Genomic DNA, 20123 nt, shown 5'->3' on the forward strand with positions numbered 1-20123 from the left:
TTCGACCGAGCAGGTGCACCCGGCACTCGATCAGCAGAAAACGTCCAAAAAGAAAGCGGAGCAAGCAACCGCTTCTCGTCGAAGTTCACTGTCCGGCTGCTGGAATAAAACGTTCAGGATCATAACCATCAGTGACTAACGGCTGGTTGAATAGCTCAACCGCCGGTGCCACTTCAGCTAACGACAAGGTCAGGTTCAATAACCGCTGCGCATCATCCGGCATATTGTCGAGCGGTAGCGGATTCAAATATTCGATAATCGCATCCATGCGCGGCAGGATGGTGTTATAGAATGCGCGGATTTCTTCTATCGTACTATCGCGGCGCTTGCGGGCCCGTTGCCCTTCGGTCGCCAGCGACCAGGCAGCAATCGACTCAAGATCGGCAAAGGCTTCAGGGAATTGTCGTTGTGACATAGTGGTTCCTTCTTGTAATGAAAAGCGGCTTGCCATTCCGTTTCCCTTGACTAGTCCTCGCACCGTCCGCGCTACGCTTGTATTCCCCTCTCCCTGGCAGGGAGAGGGTCAGGGTGAGGGTCGTAAACCAGGGATCTACGGTACGCACAATCGCCAGTGGCTCTCAGTGTGATCGCTACTTCCCACTGTAAAAACCAACATAACCCTCATGCACTTTCTGGTCATGACGAATGAGGATTTCCTGGTCTTGCAGGATGAAATGGGCTTTCGCTCCAGAGGCTAACACTTTTTGTGTTTGTTCCATGGTACTGGAATCTTCCATGATGACATCGCGGAAGATGACTTTACTGTATTCCTGGCTGAAGCGTTGGGCAGCAGTCTTCGCCTTGGGGAAGTAGTTCCGTACTTCCCACAGCGTGCGATCAACCGTGAGTGGCCACATGTTGTAGGTGAAATACGACCCTTCAGAAATATCAACAAAGAAGTTCGGGAAGACAACATTGAGATCGAGTGCCCAGCCCTGATCCTTGGTCGGATTGACGCCTGGAGGCAAGCGCGAGGCAGTGAAGTCATTTCTGATAAGCAACGTACCGAAGCGATACGCCAAACCTTCAACTGGGGTCGGCTTGTGCTCCATGTTACCCCACACCGACATCTGACGGTGACGTTTGTAGAGTTTGTAGTCGAGGCCATGCGCGAACGGATTGCTCTTGCCGGTAAACGAATCGGGAATGGAGCGCTTGTGCAGAAACGCTACATGATACGCTTCCTGGAACGCATCTTTGAGTAACTTCCAGTTAGCATTGAGTTCGGTTGACCACGAGTAGCGCTCGACCGAGTAGTCAGCAAACGGATACCCTTTCAGCGTTTCGCCAATCTCACCTAGATACTCTTGTAACGTCTCCTGCGGCTGTGGGTCGATATTAATAAAGATGAAACCTTCCCACGTGTCACACGCAACAGGCGTCAGGCCGTTTTGACTTTTCTTGAGGTCGAAAAAATTTTCTTCGTCTGGCACAAACGTCAACGCGCCTTCAAGGTTATAGGCCCAGCCGTGGAACTTACAGGAGAAGTTCTGGCAGTTTCCACCTTTGTCCCACACCAGCTTATTGCTACGATGCGAACACACGTTGTGAAAGGCACGGACTTTACCATCTTTACCGCGAACGACAAGAATCGAGGTCTGGCAAATCGGTAAGTCTTTGACCAGGTAACTTCCTGGCTTCGGCAGTTCTTCGATACGACCGACGTTGAGCCAGGTCTTACGGAAAATGCGCTCGCGTTCGAGTTCAAAGTATTCTTGTGAGATATAGGGCTCGATCGGAATCGGGCCGGTGCCTAATTCGGGATGTTTCTTATGCCACATGTGAGCTGGAGTCGGGGTCCAGCCATTGATTTTTGCTACTGCAGCCATGGGGTTTCCTCCTTAAACCGTGTTACGTGTTACGTGTTACGTGTTGCACGAACCGTTGGCTCAAGTGCACGTCTCACGTTCCACGCAACACGCGTTATACCCTGAGTCCTACTTCTCTTGCAAACTTTGCCATCAATTCCACCAACTGTGAAAAATCCGAGGTCCAGGCACGGAATGAGAGATACACATGCTGAACACCGAGGTCCTGATACCGCGGGAGATCACTAATGACTTGATCGATACTCGGTGCGGCGAGTGGAAGCATGTTGATCTGTAACTCTTCGGGCTTGCGACCAGCTTTTGCTGTCAATTCACGCAGGGTGTCGAGGGGTGCCTTGATATCATCCGGACTCTTGCCCATGGCGATCCAGCCGTCGCCACGTTTGGCCGTGCGTTGCAACGCGCCTTTGGTCATGCCACCAATCAGAATCGGTGGGCGTGGTCTTTGCACCGGCTGAGGCAACGCCTTGATATTCTCGAACTGAAAATGCTTGCCTGAGTAACTGGCAGTGTCCTGCGTCCACAGCGCTTTCAGCGCGTCGATGGTCTCGTTGGTACGACTACCACGCTCGCTGATCGGCACGCCGAAGGCATTGAACTCACCTTCAAGCCATCCGGCACCGACACCAACAATCACACGTCCACCAGACAAGACATCAATAGTTGAGAGCACCTTGGCAGTATAAAGCGGATGCCGATAGGGCAGCACTAGAACGGCAGTCCCCAGTTTGACCCGCGTAGTTTTCATCGCCAACGCGGCTAGCACGGTCATCGGCTCCAACATCGGATCGTTAGGATTAAAGGCGTAACCTTCCATCTTGGCGGGGAAGACAACATGATCGACAACCCAGACGGTACTAAAGCCCAACGCCTCAGCAGCTTCGGCAGCAGCAATCACGCGACGGGTGACATCTTCACGAGCAAATGAGCCGAAGTGGGGCAGGACGATACCGTAGTCCATGCGGTGAACTCCTTTGCGCTAGGGTCATGCCATATTCGACTACGGAGGTAAAGGGGAAGGAAAAAGGCTACAGGCTATAGACTGAAGGGGAAATTTCATGTTCTCGCTTTATGGGGAAGCCAAGACTCTATCGTGCAGCGTTCCTCCCTATGGCCTATAGCCTCAAGCCTATAGCCTTGCCTTCCCCTCAAAGAACTTCGTCCTCTTCAGGTACGATTCGAGATCCTCGCCCTCGGAATTTAAGCTGGCAAAGATACAACCTCGGACAATGCCCATGCGCGGAACGGGTTTGAGGCCGTGTCGTTCTGAAAAAGTCCGAGCCATCTCCCCCGCGCTGCTCAACCCCATCAGGTTGCCTTTGGTGTTGTAGACCCAGCCGTGAAACGGACAGACGAAACGTGTGGCATTGCCTCGTTCCTCATGGCAGACCATCACGTCGCGATGGCGACAAATATTGAAAAGCACGCGAACCTGACCGTCTTCACTGCGAACAACAATCACTGGCTGTTCACTAATGACCAGGGTTTTGAAGTCCCCGCGAGTGAGAATTTCACTTTCGTCGGCGAGGTAATACCAGTTGTGTTGCCAGTTGTGGATCATTGCAGCCCGTTGAAAAATAAAACGCAATACGTAGCCACCACCTCTCCCCGTTTTACATATTGACGCTTGACGATTTCCTATTTCCCCCCTACAGCCTATAGCCTGTAGCCTTTCTTCAGATCTCACTCACTCACATGTACCGCTGGACGCCACTTAGGATCAGGTTCACTCTGGCGCAAGATTTCTCGCGTCACTGGTGCGGTGTAGCCTTCACCGAAAACAATATATTTGAGTAAGTACGTGAACGGGTTTCCTTCTGTCCAATCAAAATAGATATGAGGTACTCTGCCAGTTTCATTCCGCAGATGAAGTAAGAACGCGGCAATGGCATTGGGCACGGCCGTACTTTCTGCTCGCAGCACTCGGTAGCCGTTGACGTTCACCCCTTTAATACGCAGGGTATCGGTAAACTCCGAGGCGTCATCAACATAGACTTCCAGAAAGAGGACAGGAGACTCTGCTGGGATGAAATTGTCTTTGCGTTGCTCTGCTTCTTTCAGGCGATATTCTAATTCATCACGACTATCTGGCTGGTTGGCAATCACATGAATAGGACCAGCGCTCAGTTCATGAATGAATGCCTGTGCCGTGGGGTCGATCTCAATGCCCTCAACCCGTAGTTCCGTCGCACGCAATATACGCGAGACGAAGGAGGTCACAACAATTGCCAAAATAAAAAAGATGGCAATTTTGAGGCCTCTGGGTTGGGCGTAAATATTCACGAGAGTGGTATAGGTAAATATGACCGCAATCAGCGCAAACGCCCACTTTTGCCAACCACCAGCGCGCCACACCGCAAGAGCAACTGCAAACGCGGCGGAACTCATCAAGGCCAGAACGCCAGTGGCGTATGCTCCACCTTGCGCATCAACATCCGCCTCAAAAAGAATCGTCACAACAAAACAGACTGCCGTGAAGACCAGCACCAGAGGTCGCGTCGCCCGCGCCCATTCTGGCGCCATGCCATAGCGCGGCAGATAGCGCGGCACGATGTTCAGAAGCCCGGCAAGTGCCGAAGAGCCCGCAAACCAGAGGATAAGAATCGTACTAAGATCATAGAGCGTTCCGAACGCTTCCCCGAGATGTTCGTGCGCCAGATAGGCTAACGCCCGTCCGTTGGCTTCCCCACCCTTTTGGAATGCTTCAGGAGGAATGAGTATCGTGGTGACAATACTGCTGCCAATGAGCATAACGCTCATAATTAACGCAGCGGCAGCAAGCAGTTTACGCGCATTGCGAATACGACCAGTGGGGCGCTCATGGGTATCAGTGGCATCGCCCTGGACCAGCGGCATCACGACAACCCCAGTCTCGAACCCAGACAACCCAAGGGCGAGTTTTGGAAACAGCAGTAACGCAGCCCCGATCATGGCAGGGATGTTCCCATGACTGCGCAGGAGCGTCTCATGCCAATTCCCTAAGACATCAGGATGACGAACAATCTCGACGAAGCCAGTTCCAACAACGATCAGGTTCAGACCGATGTACAGAACGACAATGGCAACCGCAATGCCAATGGCCTCACTAAACCCCTTTAAAAACACCGCGCCAAGGGCACCAATGAGCACCAGGGTGACAGCAACGCGATGATGCAGAAATGCCGGAGCGTAGGGATTCTCCGCAATATGCGCTGTCGCATCGGCAGCCGACAAGGTAATGGTGATAATAAAGCTAGTCGCAGCGAAACCGAGCAGAGCCAACACAAACAGTTTGCCACGCCATTGCGGCAAAAGGTCCTCGAGCATCGAAATCGAGCCATCCCCATGCGGGCTCGCCTCCGCCACACGATTGTACATCGGCAATGCGCCAAAGAGCGTCAGCAACACCAAGACGAGTGTCGCTAATGGCGAAAGCGCCCCAGCCGCGAGAAAGGCAATACCAGGCTGGTATCCCAGTGTCGAAAAGTAATCGACACCGGTGAGACACATCACCTTCCACCACGGGTGTGTGTGCTCAGCCGCACTGACATGCGGACCTGCAATCTTTTTCCGATACCCTTCCAACAGCCAGAGCTTCAGGCGTCGGCGGGTGCGGGTTGGTAGGATGTGATTTTCAGACATACGCGTGCACAGAATGGGGGAACGGGTGAATGGGTGAATGGGTGATTATGAAAGTTTCACTATCCACTTATCTGCCTCATCAATCATCCGAATTAGTTGACTAATGATGTGGTTAGACATGGCATCTAGCTGCTTTTCTGTGTCCATACTCACGTAGTTACACTTTTGAGCAAACTCAAACCAAACTTGAGTTTCGCTCGCTTCACTCTCCGCATCGTTCAACTTCGCAGTACAAGCAGCTTGACACCTCCGTTTTCGCCATGCCTCAGCAATGTTTGCACACACCGAACGCGAGGAACGACGGATTTGGTCGACCAGAGAATACTTTTCCTCTACTGGAAACTTTTTCGTTAAAGAGAAAATCTCCATCGCCGCTTCCATAGCGTTCTGATAAACACGCAACTCCTTGTGGGTATGGATTCTAACCGCCATGTTTTCATTCACCCATTCTCCCGTTCCCCCACTCTCCCATTCGCTTCTCGTCTTCGCACCCTCACCCAGTCGTTCTTCTACAGCGGCGCAGGCACACCTTCCTCGACACCCATCGCCACCTTAAAAATCCCTTCCTGCGCGGCGCGGAATTTCTCACACCAAGTTTGCAACGCAGAACGGATCTTCTCCTGCCGCTCAGGGGTGGTCGCATACTCGTTGACCAAGACATACACAGGATCGCCGTGCGCCTCGGCTTCACCCATGTGGGCGTAGAAGAATTCGAGTTGCGAACGCGTGAGACCGTACTTCTCACTGAATGACTTCACTAACCGTTCCATCGAATCCTCGCGGCGACTTTCGCCACCTATCGACATCGCCGCCAGTGTTACCAAACCGTATTCTCGGCGCCCCAGCTCAATCGTCCAGTGCACGTAGTCGAGCACTTCTTTAGCGACTTTTGGGCGAGCGAGTTCCTCTGGTGTCGCCCCAAACGCTTCAGCAAGGCGACGCGATAACATCCAGTGCGCATCATCGCCACGGCCCATCACTGTCTCTTCGTCAATCAGATTTTCAACGATGTGACGGCGAATTTTCTGATCGAGCGGACTCAAACCAGTGTTGAGGAAAATGCCCCCAAAAGCACGAATATGCTGGCCGGTGCGGTAGTGATGCTGAATTGCCCACTTCTTCAATGACTCGCGATCCATGGTCCCAGCCATTACTCTCTCAAAGAAACTCTTGCCATAGATCGGAGCCTGTTCTTGTTCGCGCATATACGCTCGCAGTTGTCCGACAAACTCGCTGGTCGCTGTCATATAGCCTCCTCTTTTTCGTTTGCGCTATAAGCGCCGACACCTGTCATCAGTGTGTAAACTATTGACGGCGGGGGAGAAAGAGGCCCGTGAACATCAATTCATAGGCTGCGAGTGGATATATCGACGCCCTTTAGCAAGAATAAAGCCGACAAAAAAATCAGAACAGGGGGAACTATTGCCCTCTTAGTACAATACGCTATGATTGAGCCGTTTTTCTATCGTGAGGAATTCAACTGAAAACACAAGACAACAAACGACTGTATTGGAGCGCCCTACGGCTCACGTTTTCGTTCAGTTGCTAGGTGTGCCGCAGGACAGCTTATGATAAAAGTTTTCATCGTCGATGATCACGCCATTATCCGCCGTGGACTCAAACAAATCATCGCCGACGCGACCGACATGTTCGTGGCAGGAGAAGCGCCCAGCATCTCCAAGGCCTTGGAACAGTCACGCTATTGCGAGTGTGATGTCATCGTTCTCGGCTTCTCGCTTCCTGACCGGAGCGGACTCGATGTACTCAAGGGGTTTCGACACGAGCAAGCGAACCGTCCGGTGCTCGTGTTAACTATGTACCCGGAGGAACAAATTGCCATCCGGGCATTCAAAGCCGGGGCCGCCGGCTATCTGACGAAAGAGTGTAGTCCAGAAGAATTGATCTACGCGCTCAGAAAAGTGGCGGATGGAGGCAAGTACGTGAGCCCTGTGCTAGCCGAGCGCTTGGCTTCGCGTGTTGCCCACCATGAAAAGCTGCCCCACGAATTTCTGTCTGATCGTGAATATCAAGTGCTACATTTTCTTGCGACAGGAAAGACCGTCTCAGAAATTGCCAGACAATTAACACTCAGTGTGAAAACCATTAGCACCTATCGTGCGCGGTTGTTAGAAAAGATGAGCTTAAGAAATAACGCCGAACTGATGCGTTACGCCCTCACGAACCGTCTTTTTGAGTAAGGCGATCGGACGATCATCGCGCAACAGCTCTGGTCACAAACCAGCAGATGCCCACTGCTAAAATGGCGGCTGACCCAGCATGGATCGTGAGCAGCCGAATCTGGGGTCGCCGTTGCTGATTCACCCACCTCAGCAACGGCCATAACAGCACGACAGTCCCGAGTTGGCCAAGTTCGACACCGACATTGAATCCCAGCAAGGCCGTCACCAGCCGATCTGTCGGCAAGGCCAGCTCCGTGAGCACGCCAGCGAAACCAAATCCATGAATGAGGCCGAAGATACACGCGACACACCAGCGCAGCCGTTGCGGTTGCGCAACCCGGCGCAACAAGCACAGGTACGCAACAGAAAAAAGAGCGAGGCCCACGAGCGTAATCTGGGGAAGCTGAAGGACACCAGCGTGAGCGGTGAGCATACTCCCACCAAGGATAAGGAGCAGCAAACGCACGATTCCTCGGCGTATTGATTCACTACTTGTTACCCATACATTCTCGAGGGCAACAACGACTATCGAGAAACCGATTAGCGACTCGATCACACTGCTAAGGGGGCGCACAACGTTCAAGACGCTCAACATGAGAGTTACACTATGGGCAATCGTAAAGCCAGTCACAATCGACGCAACTGAGGAGAGAGACTCTGCCAAAAGCAGTAACGCGAGCAAAAACACCAGATGATCAGCCCCACTCAAGATGTGCGTAACACCAAGCCACAGATACTCGTCGAAACGGCTGCCGATCTTGGTGGTAGCGGTTTTCGCTGGGCTGAGAAACCACTCACGCTCATGCGCGGCAAAAAGTTTCTCAACTACTGGGGCACTATCAATTCGGACTCGGGCAAAGTGCAAGTGCGCCGGAGCAGTGGCAAAGAAAGCATCGTTCCGTATGTGCAACTGCCGTGGGTCCGGGCAAACCACCGTCCAGGTACGCGCGATTCGCAGGGGATCATTTGTCGCCACAACCTGCACGCCTGCGGATAGTGGTTGACAAGGCTGCTCTGCAGAGAAAAGCCGCAAATGCGTCGTTAGATACGTAGCAAGTTGCCATGCACTCGCACCGTCATCCGTTAGCAAGGTTGGAGAAGCCGCTGCGTCCGATAGCAACGATCGCTGCAGTTCGATTATTGGCACACGCACAGTGACATGCGCACGAGTTCCTGTGATTTCCCACGTCGAATACGACGTACTCTTTGTATGAGCAAAGGCAGCTTGGGGAGAGAAGAGAAGCGACACCAGAAGAAGGAAGAAGACACACATACACGCCTCCTTCTCTAATCTACTTCCCTCACCGTCGGTTCACCCGCGATCGTTTCCCATTCCCGTGCAGTCTGGATACGTGCCCGTTTTCTGAGATCGGTAATGTATGCAGCGACTGCCTTTTCACCGGCAACCCGTCGATACTGCGCCAGAACAGTATCGCGTATCGTTTCAAACGGAGGCACAGTACCGAGTTGGCGCTCATGCAGCACCAACACATGATAGCCGGTGCCTGAACGCACGGGGACACTCACCTCACCAGGGGTCAACGTAAGCAATGCTTGCGCCACCGTCGGTCCAAGGTATTCTTGGATTTTTTCTGGTGGCAGCGGTCCATCCGGCAAATGCAGTACTGGCTCGTCACCTAACTCTTGGTTAACAACGTCAAACGCCTCGCGGTCACGTAAGCGCCGTGCAATCTGCCCTGCTTGTTGACGGCGGTCATCATCTTGTGACGCTGAGGGAACACGTACGAAGACTTGCGAGAAGGCCAGTCGATCGGTACGGGCAAACAGGGCATTGTGCTCGGCGTAGAAGCGACGGAGTTCACTGTCGTCAGGGATACGCTCGTCGGCTTCTGTTGTAAGGTTTGCTGTCAACGCATTGACAATCTGACGGCGCAGCACCTGATCCGTCCGCGCTAAGCCCAGTTCAATGCCGCGTTGCACGAGCAGCTCCTCGTCGATCATGCGGTCCAAAACGCGTTGGCGGTCGGCTTGCGTAAGCCCCTCGGGCTGCCGCTCTGCGGCCAAACCACCAAGAACACGCGCATAGAGATCTGCGGCAATGGCATACCCATTCACCAGCGCGACAGCGCCAGCAGGAATGGCCGCCTTGGCGTTGCTCTCTGGCTCTCCAGAGCGAAGCAAGCCAACTGCGGTCAGCATCAGGCCACAGATCACTCCTCCCCACAACAGTATTCTCGTCTGGGTCTCGTTCGTATCCCGATCACGACGCATCTGTGCTCCCATAATTCACAAAGATCGGAGAAGACCAAGCTCGCTCCTCTCCATCACTTAGGCAGTCGTCGTCCATCGCCGTGCGATAATCGGCGTAACAAGGTGTTGTCTTGATACAATTGCCCTGTGCATCATACTCACAACGCAGATTCCGCGCGCTCACCATCGGTGTCTTCTCCTGAATCGCTCGCACATAATACAGCGCGTCTCTCCCTGCCGGTCGGAAATCCAGATCTTCAAACGTTACCACACACCCGTCAGGAGTGCCTGGGCATGGCAGGGTCTGCCACGGATCATCAATGAGCGGTTCGATCGGCTCTCCAGGTCGGACCTGCGGACGAATACGCACGACCTCGATCCGCGTAATCGTATAGCGTTCATCGGTTGGGTTGTAGCATTCCCCCAAGCAGATATTGCTGATCACTTCTGGTGAGACACTCGCAAACGTGTGAGCAGGACAGCCAGGTTTTTGCTTCAACGCACCAACGGCACGCACCTCAAACCGAGGTGTTTGTTGCGTGGAGACTTCGGTCCCCATCGGCACTCGTCGCCCGCCAGGGGCATTCAGTAAATCAACCCATAGTAAAATTCGCGGCCCTGAGGTGCCATACACCTCCTTGCGCTTGAGCGCATCCCAGATGGCTTCACGACTTCTTCCTGCGCTGTGTACGGCCACCAATCCACCGGTATAGAAAAAGCTTCCTTGCCGCTCAAATTCCCACGCACCAAAGCCACGTGGTGGTGGCTTTGGTGCCACCGCTTTGCCGATCGGCCCTAACGGCGCTCTGGGTCCTTGCGCGTCGGTATACGCTTTGCGTTTCTCTTTATAGCCGGTGCCAGGCTGGGCGCGGTGATTATCACTGGAAGACAAAAATCCAAAGCGATAACGCAGCACGTTCGTTGGATCGTCGAAATTACTCACTGCCAGTGCATACTGGACCGTTGCCATAGGCCGAGTTGAAAAGTCAGGGTTAAAACAGTCGCGACACTGGCCGCAATCAAGCCAATCTTCGACCGTTGCTCCCGGAATCGTCTTGTGACCATAGAGACCAGCGGCGATGTACTGCCGTTGGGCTTCGACGACGTGGGCTTCACATTCAGTCGAGGACGGATTGGCACAGCGTGCACGAGTAATTTCACCAGCTCGCCAACAGCACGGTAGATAGTCCTTTGTCGGTGCCGGACACACCGCTTTGCCATCCACAATGTGATACGGTCGCCATTTGCGGTACTCCTCAGAGTTGCCATGCCCGGAGTACACTTCAATGAGGGTTTGTTTCTCAGGATCATGATGGCGACGGTTGAGCTGTGTGTCCCACTGCGCAAGGGCAGGCACCATGACGCCCCACGACGTTCCGTGTGGAATCACTAACGTCTCGAAGCCCCACTGGCCGAGCTTCTCGAACAGGGTCGCAGGCTCAGGTGCACCTTCCAGACAATCGAGGGGAAGCTGTCGTGTATCAACCCCAGAGGGACACATCGCGGCATTTTGCAAATCGACAAGTTGCGAACGAAGTTGCAGAAACGGGCGTGCATTGAACGGAAAGAACACTGCTCCGATCAACGGGGCGCGCGTGTTGAGGTTCCCCTGTTGCCACGGGACGTACGGGTCGCGGCTGCTGATTGGTCGGGCTGGCAAACGAGCTTCATCAGTGTCACGAAAGATCACATTCTTATGGCCATAATAGCCTGCAGGTTCCTCAGCAAGTTGGGTCCATTCCCAACCAGGAAAGACAACGAGATCTGGATTGTCCGGCGGTCCAGCCAGCTCATTGCACGTCCGCGTTGTCTGCTTTATCTCTTCCCACTGCTTCAGCAAAAGTCCCTCGGAATGGTCGTTGAAACTGAAAAAATCCAAGTCCGCACAGAAACGGGCAAAGTCACAAGCATCAGCCGGAGGATGTGCGCCAGTGCCACTTTGAGACGGGAGGCTGAACAGGAAGGCATCGATCGAGAAGGTCGTATGGACGTGGAGGTCACCGAAGAGGATTTGCTTAGCTCCTGAGTTGCGCTCTTTTCGGATGGGCTGTGAGATGTTACGTGCAGCAACGACCTCTTGAGGAACACGAGTCGGGGCGGGGGTTCCGGGGTCGGTATAATCACAGCTCGACACAACCACAAGAAAACTCAAGGCGAGTTTCATCAGTCTACAGACAGCAGGCGACATGGTCACCTCCTTTACCCGTCGCTTACCATTGACGCAATTCGCAAAATGTTTCAATGACTCAAGGATGAAATGAGCAAATGTTTCATATATGGAGAAGGCACTATGCACATCGCGGCAGGTCAAAGTTTTGTTGCGCACGTCGATCACCGGGCACGCATCCTCGTTCCCAATCTCCACTGGGTCATTGTCAACGGAGATGGATCAGCAAACGCCTCTCCTGAGAAATGTGAACTCCTCGTCCTTGCTGGGGACTCTTATACACCACAGTTTGTTACGGCAGTGCTGAAGCTTCCCGCGGTGCGTTGGGCACACACAGAAGATGCAGGCACTGACGGAGTATTCTATGACACGATGCGCGCACGGGGAGTGACCGTCACCCACAGTCCAGGAACTAACGCAATTGAAGTTGCTGAGTTCGCTTTCGGGCAAATCCTGTGGTCGGCAAAACGGTTCGGGGATTTCCGCGACAATCAACGCGCTCGTAAGTGGCAACTGCTGGGGTTAGAAAGTCTGAGCGATAAAACGGTCCTTATCGTTGGGTTGGGCGCGATTGGTCAAGAGGTTGCCAAGTTCGCCAAAGCGTTCGGCATGCGGGTACTGGGGATTCGACAGTCACTAACAGTCATCACAAACGTCGATCAACACGGGACTCTGGCTGACCTTCCGCAAATGTTGCCTCTGGCCGACTTTGTTGTCCTCGCTGTTCCGTTAACCGAGCAGACGCGTGGATTGATCGGTGCACACGAATTTGCCGTCATGAAACCAAGAGCAACATTGATAAACGTCGCACGCGGGGCGGTTGTTGATGTCTCTGCACTAAAAGACGCGCTGGATACAAACAAACTACGACACGCCTGTCTTGATGTGCTGCCGACCGAGCCGTGGCCTGCCAATGACGACCTGTGGGATCTCCCGAATCTCTTTATCACCCCACACAATGCCTGGTCTTCGCCAATGTATTTGCCACGCGTGGCAGAGCTGTGGTTAGAGAATTTGCAGCGCTATGTCGGTAGGCAAGAGTTGTTGCATCGGGTGCGATAGAAAAGGTGCGAAAGGGGTAAAAGGAACAAAGGAAGACGAGACAAGAATCTTGTTATTCTGTGTTTTCCTTTTCCCCATTTCGCCTTGACTATACGGCGAAGCCGTATAACTTCGCCGCGTTCTCACAGGTAATCTTGCGCGTGTCAGATTCTGGCACTCCGGCGAACGCTTTTTCGATGAAGTCACGTGAGTTAGGAAATGTTGACGCCTGGTGCGGGTAATCAGTGGACCACATAATGTTGTCCGCACCACCAAGATGGTGATACGTCTTGAGCCCGAGCGGATCGTCAATGAATGTCGCGTAGCACTGGCGGCGGAAGTATTCGCTCGGCTTTAACGAAAAATTCACCCCATAGCCTTGCTTGAAGCGACGGAAGTACTTGTCCGCGCGTTCGAGCACGTGTGGTACCCAGGCAATATCTGCCTCAGCCGAGACAATCTTCAGTTTCGGAAATCGCTCCAATACGCCAGAGAAAATCAGCGTCAGCAGTGAATCCTGCACTTCGTGCGGTCGGTTGACCATGCGCACGTACAACTGGGCGATGTTCGATTCATCTTGTTGACTATGCTTACTCTTACCGGTCACTAAGTGTAACGACAACGGAATGTCTAACTCTTGCGCCGTTGCCCAAAAGGAATCGTAGGCAGAAGAGCTGTACGGTTGATCTTCTGGCGGTGACGCCCAGATCATCGCGCCTTTCAGCCCGATCTTCTTGCAGCGTTCGAGTTCTTGCCGACCGCGCTCAATATCAAACAGTGAGATCAAACCTAATCCAGCGAATCGCTTTGCATCATAGCGGCAGAACTCAGCGAGCCAGTCGTTATAGACGCGAAAACAGGCTTCCTGCAGCGCAGCATCATCAAGCCAGAACAAGACAAACGCACAGGTTGTGTATAAGACTTCAGCCGCAATACCGTCTTCGTCAAGATCCTTGATCCGCGCAGCCGGGTCCCATCCACCCGGAATGGCATTTTCCATTCCGGCTTCCATAAAGGACTTATCGAAACTCTTACCAGCGGCAAAAGCACCAGACACACGAAACGGCGGCAGATTCTCACAGACAAAGAATGAACCTTTTTGACCATTCGGGTCTTTGACAATACGCGGCGCACGATCAAGAAAACGGCGATCAATACGATCGAGCCATAGCGTCGGAGGCTCGCACATGTGCGAGTCGGCGGAGATTATTTTTTGCATCACATTCACTCCTCATGCTGACGTAAGAACTCTACTCAACTGAATGGGCGATGGGGCGACAAGGCGAGCGGGCGATAAATAATGCCGGGTTTGCTCTTCGCCCACTCGCCCACTCGCCCGTTCGTTCCGAGGCTACACCTCAAGCTCAATCACCCGATTATTTCTCTTCTTCAGATCCACATACTCGACGTAAGAGCGGACAGCATTGGCCTTCTCGATCCTCCCTTGCAGTTCATCGGCTGGACTGTTGCCTTCACCTTGGTTTTTGCGCGTCACGTTAATGAACGTGCACTCATTTCCTAGTGTGATGATGTTGTGCCAGGTGCCTTTGTAGATCAGCGCCGCTTGTCCGGGATCAAGCATGAAGGCGGCGATTTTCTCATAGTCAACCTCGTAATCGTTCATACCAGCGTCACGATTACGTGGTGGCGGTCCGACAACCAACACCATCGACCCATGCACAGGAATAAATGTCTGATTGTAGGAAAAATGAATCGCCAGTTGGTCCATGCGTTTGATGCCAGGGCGATAATTGAGCTTGAGCATCTCCATTGCCACGCGCCCCTCTTCCGTTTCCGGATAGATGAGCCCGCGTTGTTGCAATACCTCACCATAGGGGCGAAACATTTCAGCATTCAGTGGTTGAATTTTCACTTTCAGTATGTCTTCCATAAAGTCTCCTTGAAAAAGCACTTAACGAGCAGCTGTCAGCACTCAGCCAAACAAAGCCGATACCTTGCTGAAGCTGAAAGCTGACTGCTGATCGCTGACAGCCTATCGAAGTTCCTGCATCACGTTGCCAAACACCTCCATCTGTTCTTTCATCACCGCACGAGGCAGAAAGCCTTGGTCAGAGAGAATCATAAACCAGTCAGGATTGAGTTTTTCTTTCACTGTCCGCATTTGCTGACGAATATCGTCCTCAGTACCGACAAAGGCAATTCCGGCATCGATCAATGGTTCAATAGTAGTCGGAATATTCTTATCAAACTTGGCATGGAACTGACTAAACAGGAAAATCGCCCCGTCCCGTGCGCGTTGCATCGCTTCCGCACGAGTTTTACCAATGTAGACGAGTCGTGCCAGGCCAACATTCTGTCCTAAACGGAGCGAGTGCCCCGCTTTGTTGGCTTCTTCGGTATAAAACGTCGCTCCTTTGATACAGAGATCAGGGAACGGCAAAAACATCATCGGAACGATTCCCTCACGTGCTGCCCAACGAATGGTATCCTCGTTGGTTGTCAAGGCTTGGAATAACGGCGGGTGAGGTTTCTGGTAGGTCTTCGGCACTGGTGAAATTTTGCGTAGCCACCCTTGGGCATCGACTTCACCCGGTGCCCCGTATTTCCGTGTCGCATCCCGCGCCGCCCAATCGAGCCCCTCAGCCGGGAACGGCACTTGGTAATACTTCCCGTTAAATGAAAACGGTTCGTCTTTCCAAGAAAGTTTCATCACCTCAAAGAGTTCTTGAAATACTTCACGGTTGCGCAACTCTGCTTCCGGTCCCATCGTCCCAGGCTGCACACCATACTTTTGCCCGAGGACATTGACCCAACGCGGAAAGAAGCCACGGGCAAGACCGACAAACACCCGCCCTTTGGACATGTGATCTGCCCACGCAACATCCTCAGCAAGGCGAATGGGGTCCCAGGTCGGTAGCACGAACCCCACTGGGCCAATTTTAATACGCTGCGTGTGGAACAGCAGGTTCAACATATGCGGAATCGGCGTCGCCCCAGCCTCAAGTCCTTCAGTGTAAAAATGATGCTCAGAGTAACTGACCGCATCGAAGTTCACACGTTCAGCAAACTGAGCAAGATCGATCATCTCTTCAAGCATCTCTTGCGTCTTATCCGTACGATGGGCAATCGGCGCAAGTCGCTCTCGCTCGTGTGGAGTCGCCGGAACAACCGGAGTGAGATGGAACATGAATTTCATGAAGGTCCTCCTTGAAGCTTCGTCCCCTCCCCCTTCCAGGCCTCGTCCTAAGTTTGTCGAAGGAGAGAGGGCTAGGGTGAGGGTAAATACCGCTGGTTATAAAACAAACCTCGTGCCTACGCTATTCTGCACGAACGCCTGTGGCAACTCGCGTGCTATCGCATGTACGGCTTTCCAACCCGTACAATGCGCTGGAACGACAAGCGCCGGGTTCATCTCTTTCAGTGCTGCCACAGTCGGAGCAATAATTGGTTCGAACAATGGGCCAGACAAATGGAACCCACCGATCACGGCATGGATCTTTTGTACCCCAGTCAGTTCTTGCGCTTGTTTAATAGTGTTGATGGCACCCGCATGACCACAACCAGTGAGGACGACTAATCCCTTATTTTTGACATTGACCACGACAGCCTGATCATCATGGATATACGGATCTTTTTGCCACTCCCCATCACGCAGCGCATGATGTAACGGAAAACCGGTTTCAAACGAGGTGGTGCGATGCACCTGCCCGGTAACCAGTACCAAGCCGCCCAGCACATACGACGGACCACGCTCTTCAATGAACTCGATACCGTCCTGAGAGAGAATTCTTCGGTCTGGCGGCGGGAGATTAATTTCATGCCCGTCAGGGAAAATCACTTTTCGTTCGAGGAATGCATCGGGGTGAAGCAACAACGGCATTTTCTTTTCCCCGAGACGCTCGACCATCCCCATCAAGCCACGGGTGTGATCAGCATGGCCATGACTGAGGACAATGGAATGAAATTCTTTGGGTTTGATGTCCAGCACATCCATGTTGTGAATCAGACCTCGTCGGCTCAGGCCCGCATCAAAGAGCAACAGCTCCGACGTATTGCCGTTGGTGACTTTGACCAGCGCAGAGAAGCCGTGCTCAGCGATGAGGTTTTCCCGTGTCATAGCATCTGCATGACGCGGAGGACGCTTGGCTTTGTCGGAATCCGGTAGGAGCATGTCGACCGTATTGTCGAGCACGGTAAGGATCTCGACGTTATCAACTTCTTTCAGAGGCATCGTGGACATAAACCCTCCTTTTGCCTTTCGCCCGCCTCCCCCGCTACCGTGCCTGCATAGGGCTGTCAAGGTATCAGTTCGCGTGCTTCAGCTGCAGCAGTTCTCATTTTGACCTGTTGGGGTCGTCCATGTAGGCCGGAATAAGCGCAGCGTTTCCGGCACCTGCACGCCGGGAGCGGCCTGTGGCTTTATCCCGGCCTACGTTTCTTCTCCGCTCATGGGAGAAAAGCGTTTTCGATGCACACACAATGAGCGCCTTAGCGCCTCAATTCGGCTGTATGTCCTGGTCATGGGTGAGTGCAACCGGAAACATCGCTCGTACCTCGGTCCCTTCCCCAATGATCGAAGTGATCTGCACGTGCCCATTCACCAGTTGGGCGCGTTCCCGCATTCCGAGCAAACCACCATTGCTCCTGCGCGTCATGTCGGCAAATACGGCCTCCACGTCAAAGCCCACACCATCGTCTTGAACGAGTAAATGGAGTGCCTCGTCATGATAGTGAATCTCAATCCACACGTTCTCGGCCTGTGCGTGCCGCATAATGTTCGTCAACGCTTCTGGCGCGACGCGGAAACAGACAATTTCCACTTCGGGTGAGAATCGCTGGTCGGGAACGTCCGCCAGAAATTCGACATGAGCATGCGTCAACTGCTCATGTTGATCGGCGTACCAACGCAAAGCTGCCACAAGTCCCAGATCATCAAGCATGAGCGGTCGTAAATTACGTGAGAGGATACGGACCTGTTCAAGCGCGCTCTGCACCATATCGACGCTCTCTTTAATGCGTTCTGGCATGTTGATTGGTCGGCGAGAGATGTTCTGCAATGTGAGTTTCACGGCACTCAACACTTGCCCCAACTCGTCGTGCAACTCACAGGCCAAACGTCGTCGCTCCTGCTCCTGCGCATCTAAGATCCGCCGAGAAAAGGTCTGTAGCGTCTCCCTGGCCTTTTCTTGCTCGGAGATGTCACGCGCAATCACTGAGAGATATTGGGCTCGCCCCGTTTCATCTTTGTGAGCAAGGATGACATGGGAAGTGGGAATTTCTTCTCCGGTGTGACGAACGACAGATACATCTCCAGACCATATTCCTGAGCGTAAGGCCGTAGGAATTCCTTGACGAGACACAATCTCTCTTGACTGTTCGGTGTACGCTTGCGGGCCCTGCCACTTCCGCAGTTCCTCATCTCCCAAGAGACCAAACAATTCACGGGTTGCTCGATTCATGTAGATCCCACGCCCATCAATTGTGGTTGTCGCCACGAAATCCGGCGTGTTCTCCAAAATTGCAATAAGTCGAGCTTGCTCAGCTTCGATCTGTTTCCGCATGGAAATGTCTTCCATCACATCAACATAATACAAGGGAACGCCAGAACCAGAGCGTACAAGGACACTCGTCACCCTGGTCCACACGACAGTTCCATCTTTACGAAGGCTGCGTTTCTCCAGAACAAAGGAGAGATCTTTTCCTGAGAGAACACGTTGTGCAGCCTTCTTGGTTGCCTCGCGATCGCCCGGATGTGTGACCTCAGAACAGGACTTCTGCTGCAGTTCATCCACCGTGTAGCCGAGAATATCACTCAGTTTCTGATTCACCAGCAAGAGGCGCCCATCGAGACCAACGTGCGCCATTCCCACCGCGACCTGCTCGAAGATAGCGCGGAAGCGAGACTCACTCTCACGGAGCGCCTCTTCGGCTCGCTTTTGCTCAGTGATGTCGATGACAACGCCTAAGCCAGCCAACTGCCCACGATAGGAAATGGTACTCATGGCAGCACGGACCCAGCAGGCATCACCGCTCTTGGTGACAGTTCTCAGCACATAATTCCCCGGAACAGATTCACCGCGCTGTCGCGCCAGGCCAGCTTGCTTAATCGACTCGCGAAACTCAGGCGCCATGGTCTCCCAAAACTTCATCGTCAGCAGTTCCTGCTGGCTATAGTCAGATATCCGACCGAGCGCTGGATTGACATAGATCAGGGACTCATCCTAAACAATGAAAATACCAGCCTGTGAGGTTTCAGCCAGAGAACGAAAGAGGGCTTCACTCTCACGCAACGCGTTCTCCGCTCTCATGCGGTCAGTGATATCATCGTGAGTCACCACCACACGCACTGGTCCGGGCCCAGGGACTCTTATCACCTGGCCATGAAACCATCCAGATGCCGTCAACGAAGGACAAGCATAATCACACGCAAAACTTTCTTGCTCTCCGTGAAGGACCGCACGGATTCCAGTAGCAAAGGCTTTTGCCTGATCGGCAAATTCATCGCGCGTTTCATCACATACAGCAAGATAGTTCACACCTTCTGCCGTCCCTCTTGCTTCAGGGGCATTTTTTTTCGTGTATTCCCGCCAGGCTTTATTGACGGCAACAATCTCGCCGGTTTCATCAAGTACGCACAGATGCGAAGGCAACGCATCGATAATGGAGTGCAGGAACTGCTCTGACTCGTGCCCTACCACTTTCTCAAACACACCGCTCTGGGCTGTTGTCGCACGGTGAAGCTGCCGCACGAGTTCTTCTGGTCCTTCTTTTTTCTCGACATAAGCAAACACACCGAGATTGAGAGCGGTTTTGACAACAGAAAAATTATCACAGTTTGTGTAGAGGACAACTCGCGTCGCAGGACTCAGCGCGCATACGTGCTGCAAGAACTGGGGAGATGCAGCACTCGGGAAAGTGAGGGCGACGACAAGAATGGCAAAAGGCTCTCGCTCAAGGCACTCAATGGCTGCCTCGATCGTGTCGCAGTTCACGACCAAGAACCCTGCGGATTGAACAACTGTACTCAGAATGTGACGCTGCTGATCGTCGACATCAACAATCAAGACTCGGGGGTTACTTCCCCCATCATCAGGATCCCCCATATGCCCCTCT

At 53.0% G+C, this 20123-nt stretch carries 18 protein-coding genes; 2 read left to right on the top strand and 16 right to left on the bottom strand.

The features are described from left to right. Nucleotides 1–85: 85 nt before the first annotated feature. The 7 genes from FJ147_05925 to FJ147_05955 all read right to left on the bottom strand — a co-directional run bounded on the left by FJ147_05925 (nucleotide 86) and on the right by FJ147_05955 (nucleotide 6697). Nucleotides 86–451 carry a hypothetical protein gene (locus tag FJ147_05925; GenBank protein ID MBM4255420.1) on the bottom strand — a complete coding sequence of 122 codons (366 nt, stop codon included), beginning with the start codon at nucleotides 449–451 and terminating at the stop codon, nucleotides 86–88. Between the two features lie 139 nt (nucleotides 452–590). Further along, complete coding sequence (locus FJ147_05930; protein ID MBM4255421.1) at nucleotides 591–1829, bottom strand: aromatic ring-hydroxylating dioxygenase subunit alpha; 1239 nt, start codon at nucleotides 1827–1829, stop codon at nucleotides 591–593. Between the two features lie 94 nt (nucleotides 1830–1923). Beyond that, nucleotides 1924–2790, bottom strand: coding sequence for an LLM class F420-dependent oxidoreductase (locus FJ147_05935; GenBank protein ID MBM4255422.1), 867 nt, complete (start codon nucleotides 2788–2790; stop codon nucleotides 1924–1926). Between the two features lie 168 nt (nucleotides 2791–2958). Then, nucleotides 2959–3390: a Rieske (2Fe-2S) protein gene (locus FJ147_05940; protein ID MBM4255423.1), complete on the bottom strand. Its 432-nt coding sequence runs from the start codon at nucleotides 3388–3390 to the stop codon at nucleotides 2959–2961. A gap of 122 nt (nucleotides 3391–3512) precedes the next feature. Beyond that, nucleotides 3513–5450 carry an amino acid transporter gene (locus tag FJ147_05945; GenBank protein ID MBM4255424.1) on the bottom strand — a complete coding sequence of 646 codons (1938 nt, stop codon included), beginning with the start codon at nucleotides 5448–5450 and terminating at the stop codon, nucleotides 3513–3515. 45 nt (nucleotides 5451–5495) lie between these two features. Then, nucleotides 5496–5882, bottom strand: coding sequence for a four helix bundle protein (locus FJ147_05950; GenBank protein ID MBM4255425.1), 387 nt, complete (start codon nucleotides 5880–5882; stop codon nucleotides 5496–5498). 77 nt (nucleotides 5883–5959) lie between these two features. Beyond that, the gene (locus tag FJ147_05955; protein MBM4255426.1) at nucleotides 5960–6697 is read right to left on the bottom strand and encodes a hypothetical protein; all 738 of its coding nucleotides are present in this window, start codon (nucleotides 6695–6697) and stop codon (nucleotides 5960–5962) included. A 321-nt stretch (nucleotides 6698–7018) separates the two neighbouring features. On the opposite strand from FJ147_05955, the gene FJ147_05960 reads away from it, so the two are divergent. Further along, a complete protein-coding gene (locus FJ147_05960; GenBank protein ID MBM4255427.1) occupies nucleotides 7019–7648 on the top strand; it encodes a response regulator transcription factor in 630 nt (209 codons plus the stop codon). 13 nt (nucleotides 7649–7661) lie between these two features. Here FJ147_05960 and FJ147_05965 read toward each other — a convergent pair whose 3' ends face one another. The 3 genes from FJ147_05965 to FJ147_05975 are packed head-to-tail and all read right to left on the bottom strand — an operon-like array spanning nucleotide 7662 to nucleotide 12029. Then, complete coding sequence (locus FJ147_05965; GenBank protein MBM4255428.1) at nucleotides 7662–8903, bottom strand: HupE/UreJ family protein; 1242 nt, start codon at nucleotides 8901–8903, stop codon at nucleotides 7662–7664. Between the two features lie 14 nt (nucleotides 8904–8917). Continuing rightward, nucleotides 8918–9874 (bottom strand): hypothetical protein, encoded by a 957-nt coding sequence (locus tag FJ147_05970; GenBank protein MBM4255429.1) that lies wholly within the window; start codon nucleotides 9872–9874, stop codon nucleotides 8918–8920. Continuing rightward, nucleotides 9852–12029 carry a DUF3604 domain-containing protein gene (locus FJ147_05975; protein ID MBM4255430.1) on the bottom strand — a complete coding sequence of 726 codons (2178 nt, stop codon included), beginning with the start codon at nucleotides 12027–12029 and terminating at the stop codon, nucleotides 9852–9854. The genes FJ147_05970 and FJ147_05975 overlap by 23 nt, the downstream gene beginning before the upstream one ends. A gap of 69 nt (nucleotides 12030–12098) precedes the next feature. On the opposite strand from FJ147_05975, the gene FJ147_05980 reads away from it, so the two are divergent. Then, a complete protein-coding gene (locus FJ147_05980) occupies nucleotides 12099–13070 on the top strand; it encodes a D-2-hydroxyacid dehydrogenase (protein MBM4255431.1) in 972 nt (323 codons plus the stop codon). Between the two features lie 88 nt (nucleotides 13071–13158). Here the strand turns inward: FJ147_05980 and FJ147_05985 are convergent, their stop codons facing one another. The 6 genes from FJ147_05985 to FJ147_06010 all read right to left on the bottom strand — a co-directional run bounded on the left by FJ147_05985 (nucleotide 13159) and on the right by FJ147_06010 (nucleotide 20113). Next, entirely contained in the window at nucleotides 13159–14268 is a 1110-nt protein-coding gene (locus tag FJ147_05985) for an amidohydrolase (protein MBM4255432.1), read from the bottom strand. A 132-nt stretch (nucleotides 14269–14400) separates the two neighbouring features. Beyond that, nucleotides 14401–14940 (bottom strand): hypothetical protein, encoded by a 540-nt coding sequence (locus FJ147_05990; protein MBM4255433.1) that lies wholly within the window; start codon nucleotides 14938–14940, stop codon nucleotides 14401–14403. 102 nt (nucleotides 14941–15042) lie between these two features. Continuing rightward, complete coding sequence (locus tag FJ147_05995) at nucleotides 15043–16206, bottom strand: LLM class flavin-dependent oxidoreductase (GenBank protein ID MBM4255434.1); 1164 nt, start codon at nucleotides 16204–16206, stop codon at nucleotides 15043–15045. A 96-nt stretch (nucleotides 16207–16302) separates the two neighbouring features. Further along, on the bottom strand, nucleotides 16303–17250 hold the full coding sequence (locus tag FJ147_06000; protein ID MBM4255435.1) for an MBL fold metallo-hydrolase: 948 nt from the start codon (nucleotides 17248–17250) through the stop codon (nucleotides 16303–16305). Between the two features lie 256 nt (nucleotides 17251–17506). Next, entirely contained in the window at nucleotides 17507–19159 is a 1653-nt protein-coding gene (locus tag FJ147_06005; GenBank protein ID MBM4255436.1) for a PAS domain S-box protein, read from the bottom strand. A gap of 72 nt (nucleotides 19160–19231) precedes the next feature. Further along, nucleotides 19232–20113 carry a response regulator gene (locus tag FJ147_06010; protein ID MBM4255437.1) on the bottom strand — a complete coding sequence of 294 codons (882 nt, stop codon included), beginning with the start codon at nucleotides 20111–20113 and terminating at the stop codon, nucleotides 19232–19234. Nucleotides 20114–20123: the final 10 nt, after the last annotated feature.

This window comes from Deltaproteobacteria bacterium (assembly GCA_016874775.1).
Classification (GTDB): domain Bacteria; phylum Desulfobacterota; class Binatia; order Bin18; family Bin18; genus VGTJ01.